Annotated in this window: 25 protein-coding genes; 1 reads left to right on the forward strand and 24 read right to left on the reverse strand. The window is 42.6% G+C overall.

Annotated features, from left to right (window positions below; genetic code table 11):
* The first annotated feature begins 382 nt into the window (after positions 1–382).
* Entirely contained in the window at positions 383–859 is a 477-nt protein-coding gene (locus J7I42_RS13625; RefSeq protein ID WP_209139371.1) for a DinB family protein, read from the forward strand.
* A 43-nt stretch (positions 860–902) separates the two neighbouring features.
* Here the strand turns inward: J7I42_RS13625 and J7I42_RS13630 are convergent, their stop codons facing one another.
* From J7I42_RS13630 to rpsJ, 24 genes are all read right to left on the reverse strand, one after another.
* A complete protein-coding gene (locus J7I42_RS13630; protein ID WP_209139372.1) occupies positions 903–2,150 on the reverse strand; it encodes a BaiN/RdsA family NAD(P)/FAD-dependent oxidoreductase in 1,248 nt (415 codons plus the stop codon).
* 7 nt (positions 2,151–2,157) lie between these two features.
* Positions 2,158–2,958, reverse strand: coding sequence for a type I methionyl aminopeptidase (gene map, locus J7I42_RS13635; protein WP_209139373.1), 801 nt, complete (start codon positions 2,956–2,958; stop codon positions 2,158–2,160).
* A 78-nt stretch (positions 2,959–3,036) separates the two neighbouring features.
* Positions 3,037–4,368 carry a preprotein translocase subunit SecY gene (gene secY, locus J7I42_RS13640; RefSeq protein ID WP_209139374.1) on the reverse strand — a complete coding sequence of 444 codons (1,332 nt, stop codon included), beginning with the start codon at positions 4,366–4,368 and terminating at the stop codon, positions 3,037–3,039.
* An 82-nt stretch (positions 4,369–4,450) separates the two neighbouring features.
* Positions 4,451–4,900, reverse strand: coding sequence for a 50S ribosomal protein L15 (rplO, locus tag J7I42_RS13645; protein ID WP_209139375.1), 450 nt, complete (start codon positions 4,898–4,900; stop codon positions 4,451–4,453).
* Between the two features lie 160 nt (positions 4,901–5,060).
* Entirely contained in the window at positions 5,061–5,243 is a 183-nt protein-coding gene (gene rpmD / locus J7I42_RS13650) for a 50S ribosomal protein L30 (RefSeq protein WP_236065488.1), read from the reverse strand.
* 50 nt (positions 5,244–5,293) lie between these two features.
* Positions 5,294–5,812, reverse strand: coding sequence for a 30S ribosomal protein S5 (gene rpsE / locus J7I42_RS13655; protein WP_014220834.1), 519 nt, complete (start codon positions 5,810–5,812; stop codon positions 5,294–5,296).
* A gap of 43 nt (positions 5,813–5,855) precedes the next feature.
* Positions 5,856–6,209 (reverse strand): 50S ribosomal protein L18, encoded by a 354-nt coding sequence (gene rplR, locus J7I42_RS13660; protein WP_236065489.1) that lies wholly within the window; start codon positions 6,207–6,209, stop codon positions 5,856–5,858.
* A 104-nt stretch (positions 6,210–6,313) separates the two neighbouring features.
* A complete protein-coding gene (rplF, locus tag J7I42_RS13665) occupies positions 6,314–6,868 on the reverse strand; it encodes a 50S ribosomal protein L6 (RefSeq protein WP_209139376.1) in 555 nt (184 codons plus the stop codon).
* Positions 6,869–6,993: 125 nt separating this feature from the next.
* A complete protein-coding gene (gene rpsH / locus J7I42_RS13670; protein WP_209139377.1) occupies positions 6,994–7,392 on the reverse strand; it encodes a 30S ribosomal protein S8 in 399 nt (132 codons plus the stop codon).
* A 113-nt stretch (positions 7,393–7,505) separates the two neighbouring features.
* Entirely contained in the window at positions 7,506–7,775 is a 270-nt protein-coding gene (rpsN, locus tag J7I42_RS13675; protein WP_209139378.1) for a 30S ribosomal protein S14, read from the reverse strand.
* Between the two features lie 64 nt (positions 7,776–7,839).
* Entirely contained in the window at positions 7,840–8,409 is a 570-nt protein-coding gene (gene rplE, locus J7I42_RS13680; RefSeq protein WP_209139379.1) for a 50S ribosomal protein L5, read from the reverse strand.
* 68 nt (positions 8,410–8,477) lie between these two features.
* Complete coding sequence (gene rplX / locus J7I42_RS13685; RefSeq protein ID WP_209139380.1) at positions 8,478–8,816, reverse strand: 50S ribosomal protein L24; 339 nt, start codon at positions 8,814–8,816, stop codon at positions 8,478–8,480.
* Between the two features lie 138 nt (positions 8,817–8,954).
* On the reverse strand, positions 8,955–9,323 hold the full coding sequence (gene rplN, locus J7I42_RS13690; RefSeq protein ID WP_081198362.1) for a 50S ribosomal protein L14: 369 nt from the start codon (positions 9,321–9,323) through the stop codon (positions 8,955–8,957).
* Between the two features lie 119 nt (positions 9,324–9,442).
* Positions 9,443–9,700 carry a 30S ribosomal protein S17 gene (gene rpsQ / locus J7I42_RS13695; protein WP_209139381.1) on the reverse strand — a complete coding sequence of 86 codons (258 nt, stop codon included), beginning with the start codon at positions 9,698–9,700 and terminating at the stop codon, positions 9,443–9,445.
* Between the two features lie 83 nt (positions 9,701–9,783).
* Positions 9,784–9,993, reverse strand: a complete 210-nt coding sequence (gene rpmC, locus J7I42_RS13700) for a 50S ribosomal protein L29 (protein ID WP_014220843.1) — start codon at positions 9,991–9,993, stop codon at positions 9,784–9,786.
* A gap of 58 nt (positions 9,994–10,051) precedes the next feature.
* Positions 10,052–10,471, reverse strand: coding sequence for a 50S ribosomal protein L16 (rplP, locus tag J7I42_RS13705; RefSeq protein ID WP_209139382.1), 420 nt, complete (start codon positions 10,469–10,471; stop codon positions 10,052–10,054).
* A 53-nt stretch (positions 10,472–10,524) separates the two neighbouring features.
* Complete coding sequence (gene rpsC / locus J7I42_RS13710) at positions 10,525–11,346, reverse strand: 30S ribosomal protein S3 (protein WP_209139383.1); 822 nt, start codon at positions 11,344–11,346, stop codon at positions 10,525–10,527.
* Positions 11,347–11,373: 27 nt separating this feature from the next.
* Entirely contained in the window at positions 11,374–11,715 is a 342-nt protein-coding gene (rplV, locus tag J7I42_RS13715; protein ID WP_014220846.1) for a 50S ribosomal protein L22, read from the reverse strand.
* A gap of 56 nt (positions 11,716–11,771) precedes the next feature.
* Positions 11,772–12,044 carry a 30S ribosomal protein S19 gene (rpsS, locus tag J7I42_RS13720; RefSeq protein ID WP_209139384.1) on the reverse strand — a complete coding sequence of 91 codons (273 nt, stop codon included), beginning with the start codon at positions 12,042–12,044 and terminating at the stop codon, positions 11,772–11,774.
* Positions 12,045–12,089: 45 nt separating this feature from the next.
* Positions 12,090–12,929: a 50S ribosomal protein L2 gene (gene rplB / locus J7I42_RS13725; protein WP_209139385.1), complete on the reverse strand. Its 840-nt coding sequence runs from the start codon at positions 12,927–12,929 to the stop codon at positions 12,090–12,092.
* A gap of 91 nt (positions 12,930–13,020) precedes the next feature.
* Positions 13,021–13,320 carry a 50S ribosomal protein L23 gene (rplW, locus tag J7I42_RS13730; RefSeq protein WP_209139386.1) on the reverse strand — a complete coding sequence of 100 codons (300 nt, stop codon included), beginning with the start codon at positions 13,318–13,320 and terminating at the stop codon, positions 13,021–13,023.
* Between the two features lie 26 nt (positions 13,321–13,346).
* Positions 13,347–13,979 carry a 50S ribosomal protein L4 gene (gene rplD / locus J7I42_RS13735; protein ID WP_209139387.1) on the reverse strand — a complete coding sequence of 211 codons (633 nt, stop codon included), beginning with the start codon at positions 13,977–13,979 and terminating at the stop codon, positions 13,347–13,349.
* A gap of 61 nt (positions 13,980–14,040) precedes the next feature.
* Complete coding sequence (gene rplC / locus J7I42_RS13740) at positions 14,041–14,658, reverse strand: 50S ribosomal protein L3 (RefSeq protein WP_207513200.1); 618 nt, start codon at positions 14,656–14,658, stop codon at positions 14,041–14,043.
* A 411-nt stretch (positions 14,659–15,069) separates the two neighbouring features.
* On the reverse strand, positions 15,070–15,375 hold the full coding sequence (gene rpsJ / locus J7I42_RS13745) for a 30S ribosomal protein S10 (protein ID WP_014220852.1): 306 nt from the start codon (positions 15,373–15,375) through the stop codon (positions 15,070–15,072).
* Positions 15,376–15,637 lie beyond the last annotated feature (262 nt).

Raw genomic sequence — 15,637 nt, forward strand, 5'->3', positions numbered from 1 at the left:
AATTCGGGCCTGCAAAGATAGGTCAAAATGCTGAATTACAGCTGGTTTAACTGTTTTTTTTCATTTAACAACTACTTGATATACACAAGATTAATCATGCCTTTGCCACGAACTTTTCCTGCCTTGCAACTGTTGGTTCCTTCGTAGTATTAGTACATCTGTTTTATGGGAAAATAAAATCACTACTAATAGTATGATTCACATAGCAAAAACGATTAGCCGATCCAACAGTATGTATTGTACGAAAATGATCCCGGATTTGGGAAAACGTGCATAAATAAGATTGGATTTAAGGAATGAAAATTATTTTTTTGTGCTGTTATTCAGACAGGCACTTTTTCTTTTTACTTTTATCGAAAATTATTTCAACTGACTATTTGTTATGATTACACCAGTTTTGATCACTTTATTTGAGCGGGACCTGAATAAGCTGACTGAAGAAATTTCCCAGTACCCAGACGACAGCAGTCTTTGGGTGGTAAAAGATGGTATCAAGAACAGCGGCGGCAACCTGTGTTTACACTGTACCGGCAGCCTGCAACATTTTATCGGCGCAGTACTGGGTGAATCGGGTTACATAAGGAACCGGGAAGCAGAATTCAATTTGAAAAATATCAGCAAACACAAGCTGTTAAATGAAATAGAGAATGCTAAAGTAGCCGTGAAAGATGCATTGGAACAAACCAGTAAAAAAGAACTGGAAAAAAATTATCCATTGCCTATTAATGGCGAAACAGTAACAACTGAATATTTATTGCTGCACATGCTCACCCATCTGAACTACCATATAGGACAGATCACTTATCACAGAAGATTATTGGGTTTTCCACAAGAACAGGAGCAAGAGCAAGCGAAATAAATCAAAAAAACCAGGAAGCCAGGGAGTCCGGGATATCTCGGACTTACTCCCCTTCCATTTCCTTGGCAATTGCTTTCGCAGCAATATATCCACTCGTCCAGGCATGTTGAAAGTTAAACCCGCCTGTAATGCCATCTACGTCCAGTATTTCTCCGGCGAAATATAAATGCGGCACCAGTTTGCTTTGCATAGTATTGGCATCAACCTCCGATAGCTGAATACCGCCCGCCGTTACAAACTCTTCTTTAAAAGTTGTTTTACCCTGTATCTTAAATTCCTGTGCACAACAATTTGCGATCAGCTTGTTCTGCTCTTTTGCCGGAAGATCGGCCCAGCGTTTATCTTCATCGATACCTGATTGTTGCAGTAAGTACTGCCATAACCGTTGCGGCAGATTAAAAGGATTTCTGTTCCCAATCTTTTGAGAAGCAATATCGAAACGCAGTTGTTGCAGGTATTCCCGCAATGATTGTTCGTTGTAGTCAGGTAACCAGCTAACAATTATTGCAAATTGCCAGTTGTCTGTTGCCAGTTGCCGCGCTCCCCAGGCCGATAGCCGCAACACCGCGGGACCGCTCAATCCCCAATGGGTGATCAGCAAAGGCCCTTTAGCCGTTAAATTACTGCCAGCTATCTTTATGGCTGCCTCTGGCACAGACACGCCCATTAACTGTGTAATGGCGTTTCCCGGCATATTAAATGTGAACAGGGAGGGCACTGGTTCTGCAATGGTATGGCCTAATTGCTGCAACCAGCTGAACTGGGAAAGTTTATGATATCCACCGCAGGCAATGACAACGAAATCGCAGGTAAGCGACCGGCCTTCAGACAGCTCAAGGGTAAACATACCTCCAGCTTCACGCTTCAAACTCCTTACATCAGCCATCATTCTAATATCAACCCCATACTTGTTTGCCTCACGCATCAAACAATCTATAATTGTTTGAGAAGAATTGGTAACGGGAAACATCCGCCCATCGTCTTCTTTCTTCAATGGCACGCCCCTATCGGCATACCATTGAATGGTATCAGTGGTAAAGAATTGATGAAATGTCTTTTTCAGAAAATTGGTGCCCCGGGGATAATTGCGCACCATATCGGGAATAGAAAAACAGGAATGGGTAACGTTACACCGGCCGCCGCCAGATACTTTTACTTTTGAAAGCAGCTTGCCTGTTTTTTCGAGAAGGAGTACTTCGAGAGAAGGAAACATGCGGGCAGCATTCACCGCACAAAAAAATCCAGCCGCCCCGCCTCCTATAACTACCAGTCTTTTTGTTGCTTCACTCACTTATTACTTAATCCTTGGTATGTAAATTGGGATTGTTTTTCTCCACTGCTTCAATGATGCTGTAATCGCTCAGGATATCAGCTTTTCCTTTACGCACACATACATCATGTTCAAAGTGAACAGAAGGCTTGTGATCAACGGTACGAACCGTCCAGCCGTCCTCTTCTGTATATACATCTTTCTTACCCATGTTGATCATAGGTTCAATAGCCAGCACCAGTCCTTCACGCAAAACCGGCCCTATACCCTTGCGACCATAATTGGGCACCTGTGGGTCTTCGTGCAGGGATCTTCCCAGCCCGTGCCCTACCAGTTCCCGCACAACGCCATAACCATGTTTTTTCTCAGTATGTTCCTGTATGGCATAGGCAATGTCGCCAATACGATTGCCGGCCACTGCTTTTTCAATGCCTTTGTATAACGATTCTTTGGTGATCTTTATCAGCTTCATTACCTCGTCGCCGGGATCACCGATCGCGAATGTATAGGCATGGTCGCCATGGTAACCATTTTTATAGGTCCCGATATCTACAGAAATGATATCCCCTTCTTTCAACTCATCATTGCCAGGAAAGCCATGCACCACCACATCATTCACGGAGATACAGGAATTAAAGGGATAGCCTTTATAATTAAGAAATGTAGGTTCAGCCTGGTGATCGCGAATAAACTCGCCAATTGTTTTATCCAGAGAAAGTGTAGTGATACCAGGTTTTAAGATGCCGGCAATATGCGCCAGTGTTTTACTTACCAGTAAAGCGCTTTCCCGCATCAAGGCAATTTCCGCTTCCGTTTTATAATAGATCATCTCACTAATTTATATTAATACAAAACCTGACAACTAATACAATAAGTTGTCAGGTTTTGTTTGCTGAGAAATATTTTGTTAGATAGAGGAAGCCGGGGTAACCTGTTGGCGTCCCTGAATTCGTCCACTCTTCATCAAGCCATCGTATTGGCGCATCAACAACTGAGTTTCTATCTGTTGCAGAGTATCCAGAATTACCCCTACCATGATCAGCAGGGAGGTACCTCCAAAGAAAGAAGAGAACGATTGTTGTACGCTCATTCTTTGAGCAAAACCTGGTAAAATACCTACCAGCGCCAGCAATACCGCACCTGGGAAGGTTATTTTATCCATCACCGCACCGATGTAATCGGCTGTAGGTTGACCTGGTTTTACACCGGGAATGAAACCGTTATTACGTTTCAGATCGTCAGCAATTTGTTTTGGGTTAAAGATCAAAGCGGTATACAGGAAGGTAAAACCAATTACCATTACCGCATAAATGACCATATACCAGTAGTTACTGTGATTACCAAACACTGCAGCCAGGCCTTTAGTTGAGTCAAAGTTGCTCAACAGGGTTGGCAGGAACATGATGGCCTGGGCAAAGATGATAGGCATTACACCAGCGCTGTTCACCTTTAAAGGCAGGAACTGGCGGGCGCCACCGAACTGGCGGTTACCTACAATTTGCTTGGCATATTGAACAGGCACTTTTCGAACACCCTGGATCAGGATGATCAGGCCCATAATGATCGCAACCAGGATAGCAATTTCAATCACAAAGATCAACAAACCGCCACCGCCTCTGTTTGAGCGGGCGCTCCACTCTTGCCAAAGTGATTGAGGGAAACGAGCCAGGATACCCACCATGATGATCACTGAGCTACCATTACCCAAACCTTTATCTGTGATCTTTTCACCAAGCCACATTACAAACAGGGTACCTGCTGTAAGGATGACAGTGGTAGAAACCCAGAAGAAGGGTTTATAAGATTCTACCATAGCCTGTGCGTTTGTAGTATTCAGGAATGCTACATAAGCGCTGGCCTGTAAAATGGTTACCAGAACGGTGAGATAACGGGTGTATTGATTGATCTTCTTACGACCACTGTCTCCTTCCTTTTGCAATTTCTGAAAAGGTGGATACAGGATGGTCATCAATTGAATGAAGATTGATGCAGAGATATATGGCATGATCCCGAGCGCCAGGATAGAAGCCTGGTGAAAGGCGCCGCCGGCAAAAGCATCGATCAATCCAAGGATACCGCCACCAGCCTGATTAACGGTGATTTTTTCGGGGTCGATACCGGGTAGAACAATGTGTGTTCCAAAGCGGTAAACGGCTATCAGGGTAATTGTCACCAGAATTTTACTCCTCAGTTCGTCAATCCCCCAGATATTCTTTAGTGTTTGTATAAACTTTTTCACGGATTTACCAAGATTTTTAGATTTCCCTCAAAGAAGAAAAAAAGACGCATTGATTTAATGCGTCTATGCAAGTTACACAAAATTACTTTACAATTTCCACTGAACCGCCTGCCGCTTCAACTGCTTGTTTAGCTTTTTCGCTAATTGCGCTTACTTTGAAAGCTACCTTGCTCTTCAGTTCACCGTTACCTAATATTTTTATTTTATCTGTTTGACCAGCCAGACCCCACTCTCTCAATGAGTCGTGAGAAATTTCTGTCAATTCATATTTTTCTACCAAGTGATCAATTTGACCCAGGTTAAACACTTTATATTCAACACGGAATGGGTTTTTGAAACCACGTTTTGGCAAACGACGTTGAATAGGCATCTGACCACCTTCATGCGCGTTTTTACGTTGATAACCAGCACGGCTCTGACCACCCTTGTTACCTTTTGTAGAAGTTCCACCTTTACCGGAAGCTTCACCACGACCTAAACGTTTTTCTCTGTGCGTTGCGCCTTTGGCAGGCCTTAATTCATGTAATTTCATTGTAATTGATTTTTACTTACGGGGAATCGCCCCTCGCATTTTTAAAAATGTACTAATTCGCTACAAGCGGCCGCGAAAATAATGATTTACTAACATCAAAAGCAATCAAATCCATAAGAAATGACTGCTTTTTATTAGAAATTTTGGCTAATAAGTGTTTTTATGCCAGCTCCTCAACAGTTATCAGGTGGGTCACTTTGCGAACCATACCCAGAATTTGAGGAGTTGCTTCTACTTCTTTCGAAGAATTCGTCTTATTCAAGCCCAACGCCTGCAATGTCAGTTTTTGGCGCTCAGGTCTGTCAATAGGACTTTTTACTAAAGTGATCTTTATCTTTTTCATGATTCAACTTAGTTATGATGGTCGATTGCCGGGATTACCGACGCGCGACATTATCCGTTAAATACTTTCTTCAGGTTCAGTTTACGCTGACGGGCAACAGTAACCGGCTCACGCAATAAAGCTAATGATTTAAAAGTAGCTTTAACCACGTTGTGAGGGTTAGCAGAACCCAGTGATTTAGCCAGAACGTCGGTAATACCGGCGCTTTCCAGCACAGCACGCATGCTACCTCCGGCGATCACACCAGTACCATGGGCAGCAGGTTTGATCAATACTTTGGCAGCACCTTCTTTCGCCCATTGGTCGTGGGGAATAGTTCCGTGCATGATAGGCACTTTAATCAGGTTCTTTTTGGCGTCTTCGATACCTTTGGTAATTGCTTCCTGTACTTCTTTTGCTTTTCCAAGACCATGACCTACAACACCATTTCCGTTACCTACCACTACCAGGGCAGAGAAACTGAAAGCACGACCACCTTTGGTTGTTTTTACCACGCGGTTAATAGCCACCACCTTCTCTTTCAGTTCAATATCTCCGGCTTTAACCCTGTTTAAATTAACTTTTGCCATTATTTCTATTTGAAATTATCGGAATTGTAAAATGTGAACTGTCTTAAAATTCTAATCCGCTTTCACGTGCACCTTCAGCAACTGCTTTTACACGGCCATGGTACAGGTTACCACCGCGATCGAAAACGATCTTGGCAATACCCAGTTCTTTTGCTTTACGGGCAACAGCCTGACCAACCAGTTTGCTTTTTTCCACTTTGGTTCCTTTCTGTGCACTGATATCCTTATCACGTGAAGAGGCAGACGCCAGAGTAAACCCTTTAGTGTCATCGATCAATTGAGCATAGATGTCGCTGTTACTGCGAAAAATAGCCAATCTTGGTTTCTCGGCAGTACCTGCAATCTTTTTACGGATGCGGTAGCGGATCTTCTGCCTTTGTTCTAATTTGGTATTCATTGCTTTTATTTTGTGTTCCCCGATACTGCCGGAGAGCTAATTTGAGAATTTGAAAATTGATCAATGTGCTAATGAGTTGCCTCATTAGCACATTGACCCATTGATTATTTACCGGCAGCTTTACCAGCTTTACGACGAATAACTTCGCCAACGTATTTAACACCTTTTCCTTTGTAAGGCTCAGGTTTACGTAAGCTGCGTAATTTAGCGGCTACCTGTCCTAATAATTGTTTGTCAATACCTTCCAGGGTAATTTTTGGGTTCTCCCCTTTTTCCTGTTGAGTAGCAACTTTCAATTCTTTAGGGATCTCGAACAAAATATTGTGAGAGTAACCGAGCGACAAGTCGAGCATGTTACCCTGATTGCTTGCTTTATAACCCACACCCACTAACTCCAGTTTCTTTGTGTAACCTTCAGTAACACCCTTTACCATGTTGGCTACCAGTGCACGGTACAAACCATGCATGGCACGGTGACGGATCTGGTCGGTAGGACGAGTGAATACAACTTCACCATTTTCTACAGCCACTTTAATATCGCGATCGATTGATTGTTTCAATTCGCCTTTAGGACCTTTAACAGTGATCACATTATCACCACTTACAGTAATGGTAACACCACCTACAACCGGTACTGGTTTTTTACCTATACGAGACATAACTAATCAGTTTTTAGTTTATTTATATATAGTTTCCTGTTCAGCCAACCGGTCAGCCCCTATAGGTAAGGGCTTAATGTATTGGAGAACAATGTGCAAATCCGAAAATTTGCACATTATTGATATTAATAGATGTAGCAAAGAACTTCGCCGCCAACGTTCTGGCTTTTGGCTTGTTTGTCGGTCATTACACCTTGTGATGTGCTCACAATAGCAACGCCCAGACCATTTTTCACTCTTTTGAATTCAGCAGGGCTGGCATACTGACGCAAACCAGGACGGCTAACTCTTTCCAGAGATTTGATAGCAGGCTCTTTACTTTGAGGATCGTACTTCAAGGCTATTTTGATAAGACCTTGTTTGTTATCATCCTCAAATTTGTATTTCAGAATGTATCCCTGATCGTACAATATTTCAGTAATACGTTTTTTCAGATTAGAAGCCGGGATCTCAACGATCCGGTGGCCAGCCATCTGTGCATTACGAACTCTTGTCAGGTAATCTGCTATGGGATCAGTAACCATGTGTATTTTTAGTTAATTCAGTTTTACAATTTTATTCAAGAGTAGTTCCTGTTTACAGGTACAGGCTTACTCTCATGTCTTGTGAGGCTTTCCCGATAAGATCGGGATTCACCTTACCAGGATGCTTTTCTAACACCTGGAATTTTGCCATTCAACGCCATTTCACGGAACGTAACACGACTTACACCAAAGTAACGGATGTATCCTTTGGGACGGCCGGTTAACTGACAACGATTTTTCAGGCGAACTTTCGAAGAATTCTTCGGCATTTCGTCCAGTGCTTTCCAATCGCCGGCAGCTTTCAGGGCAGCACGCTTTTCAGCATGTTGCTCAACCATACGTTCTCTTTTCTTTTGTCTGGCTTTAACTGACTCTTTAGCCATAATTTATTTTACGTTTTGAGATTTCTAAATGTATAGATGAATCCCGATTGTGATCGGGATGTTCTTAATCTTTTTTAGCTCCTTTGAACGGCATGCCCAACTCTTTCAACAGCTCATACGCTTCTTCATTGGTTTGGGCAGTAGTTACAAACGTAATATCCATACCGGTGATCTTGTTCACTTTGTCGATATCGATCTCAGGGAAAATGATCTGCTCGGTAACGCCTAAAGTATAGTTACCACGGCCATCGAAAGCTTTCTCATTGATCCCTTTGAAGTCACGTACACGGGGCAATGAGGTAGCGATCAGCCTGTCGAGGAACTCATACATTTTGGTACCACGTAACGTTACGCGGGCACCAATTGGCATGTTTTTACGCAATTTAAAGTTAGAAATGTCTTTTTTAGACATTGTAGGGATAGCCTTCTGACCAGAGACCATAGTCAGCTCTTCAATGGCCACATCCACGAGCTTTTTATCAGAAACGGCACCATTCACACCACGGTTGATACAGATCTTTTCCAATTTGGGGCACTGCATCACCGTACTATAACTAAAACGTTTCATTAAAGCAGGTACAACTTCTTTTTTGTACTTATCTGCCAGCCTGGGACTATATTTTGTTGTAGACATCTTATTTAGCTTAGCGTGTTATGTTTCATGTTTTGAGCACTCAGCATAACACAATTGATAATCGATAATTATTTAATTGCTTCACCAGTTTCTTTAGAAATACGCACCAGCTTACCGTTTTCACGGCTGCGTTTAACTTTTACGCCGGCGCCGGCTTTAGCATCCCACAACATCACATTAGAAATGTGAATAGCAGCTTCTTTTTTAACGATACCGCCACGGGTGTTACGTGCCGAAGGTTTGGTATGGCGGGTAACAATGTTTACGCCTTCAACCAGCACGCGAGATTTTTCTGGAAATACTTCCAAAACTTTGCGGGGCTTAGTAGCGTCTTTATCATCACCGGCAATAACTACTACGGTGTCGCCTTTTTTAATATTAAACTTAGGTTTGAATCTGTTGCTCATTTTATTTAAGCTTAACGCGAAATGTGCTTAACGCTTAACGCTCCACGCATAACGCTGTTTCGAATTTATGTTTATCGAAAACTTCAGGCTTTCTGCATTTCAACGTTTAGCGTTCTGCGTTCAGCCTTCAGCTTTATTTTAAAGTACTTCGGGTGCCAAAGAAATGATCTTCATGTATCCTTTATCACGCAACTCTCTGGCTACTGGTCCGAAGATACGGGTACCGCGAGGCTCATCAGACTGATTCAACAACACTACGGCATTGTCATCAAACCGGATATAAGATCCGTCTTTGCGGCGTAATTTATTTTTAGTGCGAACAATTACCGCTTTAACAACAGTACCTTTTTTAATACCACCGGCAGGAATAGCATCCTTTACGGTTACTACAATTTTATCGCCTATTTTGGCGTAATCCTGGCCGCTGTTACCCAATACACGGATACACAGTACTTCCTTGGCGCCACTGTTATCAGCTACATTTAATCTAGACTCTTGCTGAATCATTGTTTTAGCTTTTAGCTCTCAGCCTTTAGCCCCGAGGGTATCGGGACAAATACCGATGATTAAAAATTTATTTGAAATCGTCGTTGGCTTACAGCTAACCGCTTACAGCCAACAGCTTATTACTTCGCCTTTTCTACTACCTCTACCAGTCTCCACCGCTTAGTTTTGCTCAGAGGGCGGGTTTCCATAATACGTACAGTATCGCCTATGGTGCACTCATTCTTTTCATCATGAGCATGGAATTTAGTAGTCTTTTTTACGAACTTACCATAGATCGGGTGTTTTACTCTTCTTTCTACAGAAACAGTGATGGTTTTCTCCATTCTGTTGCTGGTTACAGTCCCGATTCTCGTTTTACGCAAATTTCTGTCGAGCATTATAATAAATTTGATAATTTGGTAATTAGCTAATGTGATAATTAAAACCAACTAGCATATTAGCACATTGGCTAATTAGCACATTATTTTGCCAGTTCCTTGTTTCTTAATTCTGTTTTTAAACGAGCCACATCTCTGCGCAGGTCACGGATGCTCATTGGGTTCTCCAAAGGAGAAATGGCATGAGCGAACTCCAGCTTTTTCAAACGCAGTTCATCTTCCTGAATGCGGGCTTTCAGATCATCCGCACTCATTTCCTTCACGCTCTTATTGAAATCTATTTTCTTTGACATTATTCTTTATTTGAAAATTGATAATTAGCGCATCCCGACTTTAGCAGGGATTAGCATATTATGCACTATAATCGCGTCTTACGATGAACTTGGTTTTGATGGGCAGTTTTTGTGCCGCCAGTTCCAGAGCATCTTTTGCTACTTGTTCAGGAACACCATCACATTCAAAGATGATACGACCTGGTTCAACTACAGCAGCCCAGAATTCAGGGTTACCTTTACCTTTACCCATACGCACTTCAAGTGGCTTGCGGGTAATTGGTTTATCAGGGAATACGCGGATCCAAACATTACCTTCACGCTTCATGGCGCGGGTCAATGCCTGACGTGCAGCTTCGATCTGACGATTTGTTAACCAGATAGCTTCCTGGGATTTCAAACCGAAAGAACCAAAAGCGATGGTAGTACCACGTTTTGCTACTTCGCGGATGCGGCCCTTCTGAGCTTTCCGGTGTTTCGTCCTTTTTGGCTGTAACATTTATCTAAAATTTGAAAATTTGAAAATTGGTTAATTTGAAAAAGCCTTTCAAATTAGTCTTGTTGTCTGTTTCTGTCGCCACCTCTGCGATCTCCACCACCACCGTGATGTCTTCTGTCACCACCACCTCTGCGATCTCCACCACCACGATGACCACGACTTTCACCACCTTCTCCTTCTCTTCTGTCTCTTCTGTCGTTTACATCGCTCTTACCACCAACGAGGTTCGGATTCAGGTCTCTTTTACCCAGTACTTCACCTTTACAGATCCATACTTTGATACCGATCTTACCGTAAACGGTCAATGCAAATACGTTTGCATAATCGATATCCATACGCAGGGTATGTAATGGAGTGCGACCTTGTTTGATCTCTTCAGTACGGGCGATTTCAGCACCACCCAAACGTCCGCTGATCTTTATTTTGATACCTTCAGCACCCATGCGCAGTGCAGAAGCGATAGCCATTTTAATGGCGCGTTTGTAGTTGATACGATTTTCGATCTGACGGGCGATGGTATCACCTACGATCATAGCGTCCAACTCGGGGCGACGAATTTCAAGAATGTTGATCTGCACATCTTCTTTACCAGTTAATTTCTTCAACTCTTCTTTAATGCGATCAACCTCATTCCCACCTTTACCTATGATAATACCAGGTTTGGAAGTATGAATGGTAACAATCAGTTTATTCAGCGTGCGCTCAATAACTATTTTAGAGATACCACCTTTATTGATACGGGCATTCAAGTAAGTTCTGATCTTGTTATCCTCGATCAACTTGGTAGAAAAATCTTTTTTGTTACCATACCAGTTAGATTCCCAACCGCGGATAATCCCTAACCTGGCACCAATAGGATTCGTTTTCTGACCCATTTATTATAATTTGAAAATTTGAGCTAATTATTTAACATCAACGATTATGGTTACGTGGTTACTGCGCTTGCGAAGGCGATATGCACGGCCTTGCGGAGCGGGTAACATTCTTTTCAAAGTACGGGCGCCGTCAACAAAAATCGTTTTCACTTTTAAACCGGCATCAGCAGCGCTTTGTCCTTCATTCTTTTGCTCCCAGTTATTAATGGCGCTCTTTAATAATTTAAGCAGTGGAGTGGCAGAGTGTTGAGGATGAAATTCCAGCAACGCTAATGCTTTTTCCACGTCAACACCACGTATTTCATCAGCCAGCAAACGCATTCTGCGGGGTGATGTGGGATAGTTTCTAAGTTTTGCTACAGCTTCCATTTTTATTATTTCTGATTTCTGATCCCGGGTCCTTTCAACCTGGAATAATGAAATTATTAACCAACTTTTTTACTAGAGTGTCCTTTGAACTGGCGGGTAGGAGCAAATTCGCCCAGCTTATGTCCAACCATGAACTCGGTTACATATACTGGTATGAATTTGTTGCCATTGTGCACAGCAAAAGTGTGGCCTACAAAATCTGGAGTAATGGTAGAACGACGGCTCCAGGTTTTGATCACACCTTTCTTTACTTTACCATCATTGATACCCAATACTTTGTTCTCCAAATTGGAGGCTACGTAAGGACCTTTTTTAATTGAACGAGCCATATCTAAGATTTGATTCTGTTAGTTTGAAAATTTGATACTCAACAATTACTTGGCTAATTTTTTACCGTTCTTACGTTGAATGATCAACTTATCGCTTCCTTTACCTCTTTGACGAGTTTTCAGACCTTTGGCGTATTTACCGGTTCTAGAACGTGGGTGACCACCTGAAGATTTACCTTCACCACCACCCATTGGGTGATCTACAGGGTTCATCGCTACACCACGGTTGCGAGGACGGATACCTCTCCAACGGTTACGACCAGCTTTACCCATCATTTCGAGGTTATGGTCACCGTTACTTACTACACCTACAGTAGCAAAGCAGTTGATGAGGATCTTTCTCAATTCACCAGAAGGCATTTTCAATACAGCATATTTCTCTTCTTTGTTGGCCAGTTGAGCTGATGTACCGGCACTGCGTACCAGCTTACCACCCTGACCAGGCTGCATTTCAATGTTGTGTACGTTGGTACCCAGTGGCATGTTCTTCATTTGAAGCGCATTACCAACTTCAGGAGCTACTGCGTCGCCAGACAAAATAGTGGCGCCAACCTGTAAGCCCTGGGGAGCCAGAATATATCTTTTTTCACCGTCTTTGTAGTTTATCAAAGCGATAAATGCAGTACGGTTTGGATCGTATTCAATAGAAGCTACTGTACCAGGAATATCTTTTTTGTTACGTTTGAAGTCGATGATACGGAACATCTTCTTGTGTCCGCCACCCATATAACGCATAGATCTTCTACCTTGAACGTTACGACCACCGGTTGATTTTACACTCTCCAGCAGACTCTTTTCTGGTTCATTAGTAGTGATTTCAGCATACGCATTACCGATTCTCCAACGCGTACCGGCTGTAATCGGTTTGTATTTTTTCAGTGCCATGTTTTCTTCTTATAATATCGTGATAAAATCTTTTGTCAATTCTTTGCGGCGATTGACTCGCCATTCTTTATCCTAACGCTAACGGTTAGGATTAGATGTTAGCGTACAGATCAATGCTCTCACCTTCTGCTACTTTCACATACGCTTTTTTATAAGCTGGTTTTACACCGGAAATAAAGCCCGATTTAGTGAACCGGTTCTTTGCCTTTCCAGGTACTACCACCGTATTTACCTCTGTTACGTTTACACCGTAAAAGCTTTCAACTGCTTTTTTAATTTCCAGTTTGTTGGCTTTGCGGTTTACACGAAAAGCAAAAGTTCTTTTAGCATCAGACAGCTTATTGCTTTTTTCGGTAACGATTGGTTTTATTAATACTTCCGTGAGTTTCATAATAACGTTTTTGAAAATTTGATGAATTACGCTTCTACACCTTCTTCACTGAACAACTTGGCAGTGCTTTCTGTAAATAACAATACATCGGCATTCACGATATCGTATGTGTTGATATCTGCGAACTGAATACCCAATGCATTTGGAATATTACGAACGCTCAACTGCAGGTTCTCGTTATACTCAGGTAAAATCACCAATGCTTTTTTATTGTCGATCTTCAGGGCAGTCATGATCTCAACAAACTGCTTTGTTTTAGGAGCAGCCAGGTTGATATCTTCCACTATCACGATTGCACTTTCTTTTGCTTTATAAGACAGCGCGCTGATCTTGGCGAGGTCTTTTACCTTACGGTTCAGCTTGAAATCGTAATCGCGGGGTTTAGGCCCGAAGATGGTACCACCACCTTTGAACAGCGGGTTACGGATGTTACCTTTACGGCTGCCACCAGTACCCTTCTGACGGTGCAATTTTTTGCTTGAACCTTTAACTTCCAAGCGGGTTTTCACTTTGTGCGTACCTTGGCGTTGTGCGGCCAGATATTGCTTTACAGCCAGGTAAACAACGTGGTTGTTCGGCTCTGTTCCGAAGATATCATCGGCTAAATCAACAGAACGACCGGTTTTTGCACCCTTTATACTTAAAACATCTACTTGCATCGTACTTTATATTTAAGATTACCTCCCAACCTTAGCCAGGAATAAATCTGCAATAACAAAATTATTTTTGAATGTATACTATCGCACCATTGTGGCCAGGAACAGATCCGTTCACCAGGATGTAGTTCTTGTCAGGGAATACTTTCAGGATCTTCAGGCTCTTTACTTTAACGCGATCGTTACCCATGCGGCCCGCCATGCGCATACCTTTGAATACGCGAGAGGCATCTGATGAGTTACCGATTGAACCTGGAGCACGTTGACGGTCGTGTTGGCCGTGGCTTTGTTCGCCCACACCACTAAATCCGTGACGTTTAACAACACCCTGAAAACCTTTTCCTTTAGTAGTACCTACAACGTCAACTTTTTCGCCTTCAGCGAAAATGTCAACAGTGATAGCATCACCTAAATTCTTTTCAGTAAAATAATTGCGGAATTCTTTAACAAATTTCTTTGCGGCTGTATTGGCCTTAGCGAAGTGATTCTTTTCAGCAGCGATAGTGTGCTTTTCATTCTTGTCACCGTAAGCTAACTGGATAGCATTGTATCCGTCTGTTTCGGTAGTTTTTACCTGGGTCACAATGCAGGGACCTGCTTCAATGATGGTGCAGGCAGTTTGCTTGCCATCTTGACTGAAGATGCTGGTCATCCCGATTTTTTTACCAATGATTCCTTTCATCGTTGTTCGGTTTGTGCCCTCGTGGTTAAAGAGACATTTGCGTTAATGATTGTAGAACAGGGAGTTCTTAATACGCTTATCCACCAGGCGGCGGACAGGCACAACCATGCACAACTTCAATCTCCGTTTGCTACCGACCTTTTCTGTTTTAATAATCCCGGGGAAACCCGCTAAATTATTTTGGAAGTACCGGTAGTAAACTAACCTCGAAGGGCTAGTTCATATTTTAAAAAGTTATTAATCTAATCTGTTTAGTCGTATTCAGGCATTTGCCTTCCTACTCCCAATTAGCTAACCCAGCGCTGTTTTATCTGCCCCGTTAAGAACAAAGTTTACAGATGGGATTGAAAGAACTTTATGAAAAAACCCTGTCAGGATTTTTAGAACCCTGACAGGGTTCATACAATACTATCAAGCTTTGATCTCTACTTCAACGCCACTGGGTAAGTCAAGCTTACTCAGCGCATCTACTGTACGGCTGCTAGAAGTATAAATATCTAATAACCGTTTGTGGGTGCACAACTGGAACTGCTCACGGCTCTTCTTATTCACGTGGGGTGAACGCAATACGGTGAATATCTTTTTACGTGTAGGTAAAGGAATAGGACCTGTTACCACAGCGCCTGTGCTGCGAACGGTTTTTACGATTTTCTCGGCAGATTTGTCTACCAGATTGTGATCGTAAGACTGTAATTTTATTCTGATTCGCTGAGACATATTGCAAAACCCAATTTTTCCAATGGGGATGCAAAGGTAGGGGTTGTTAGGTATTGAGCAAAAGAATTCTCAATTATTTTTTCCCGAAAGGTTAAAAAAGTTAAAAAAAAGTACTTTTTCGCCCCTTTCAGGGGTCCAATTTTCCGGTTTGGGGACATTTACGATGCCCTGTTTGCGATTTTCGGTCGCCTATTCCGGGTCCCGGATCGCCAGGTTCCGGGTTCCAACTTCGAGATACTATCAACATCCTCACCCGCCTTTC

The sequence above is a fragment of the Niastella soli genome, from assembly GCF_017742245.1.
GTDB classification, from domain to species: Bacteria; Bacteroidota; Bacteroidia; order Chitinophagales; family Chitinophagaceae; genus Niastella; species Niastella soli.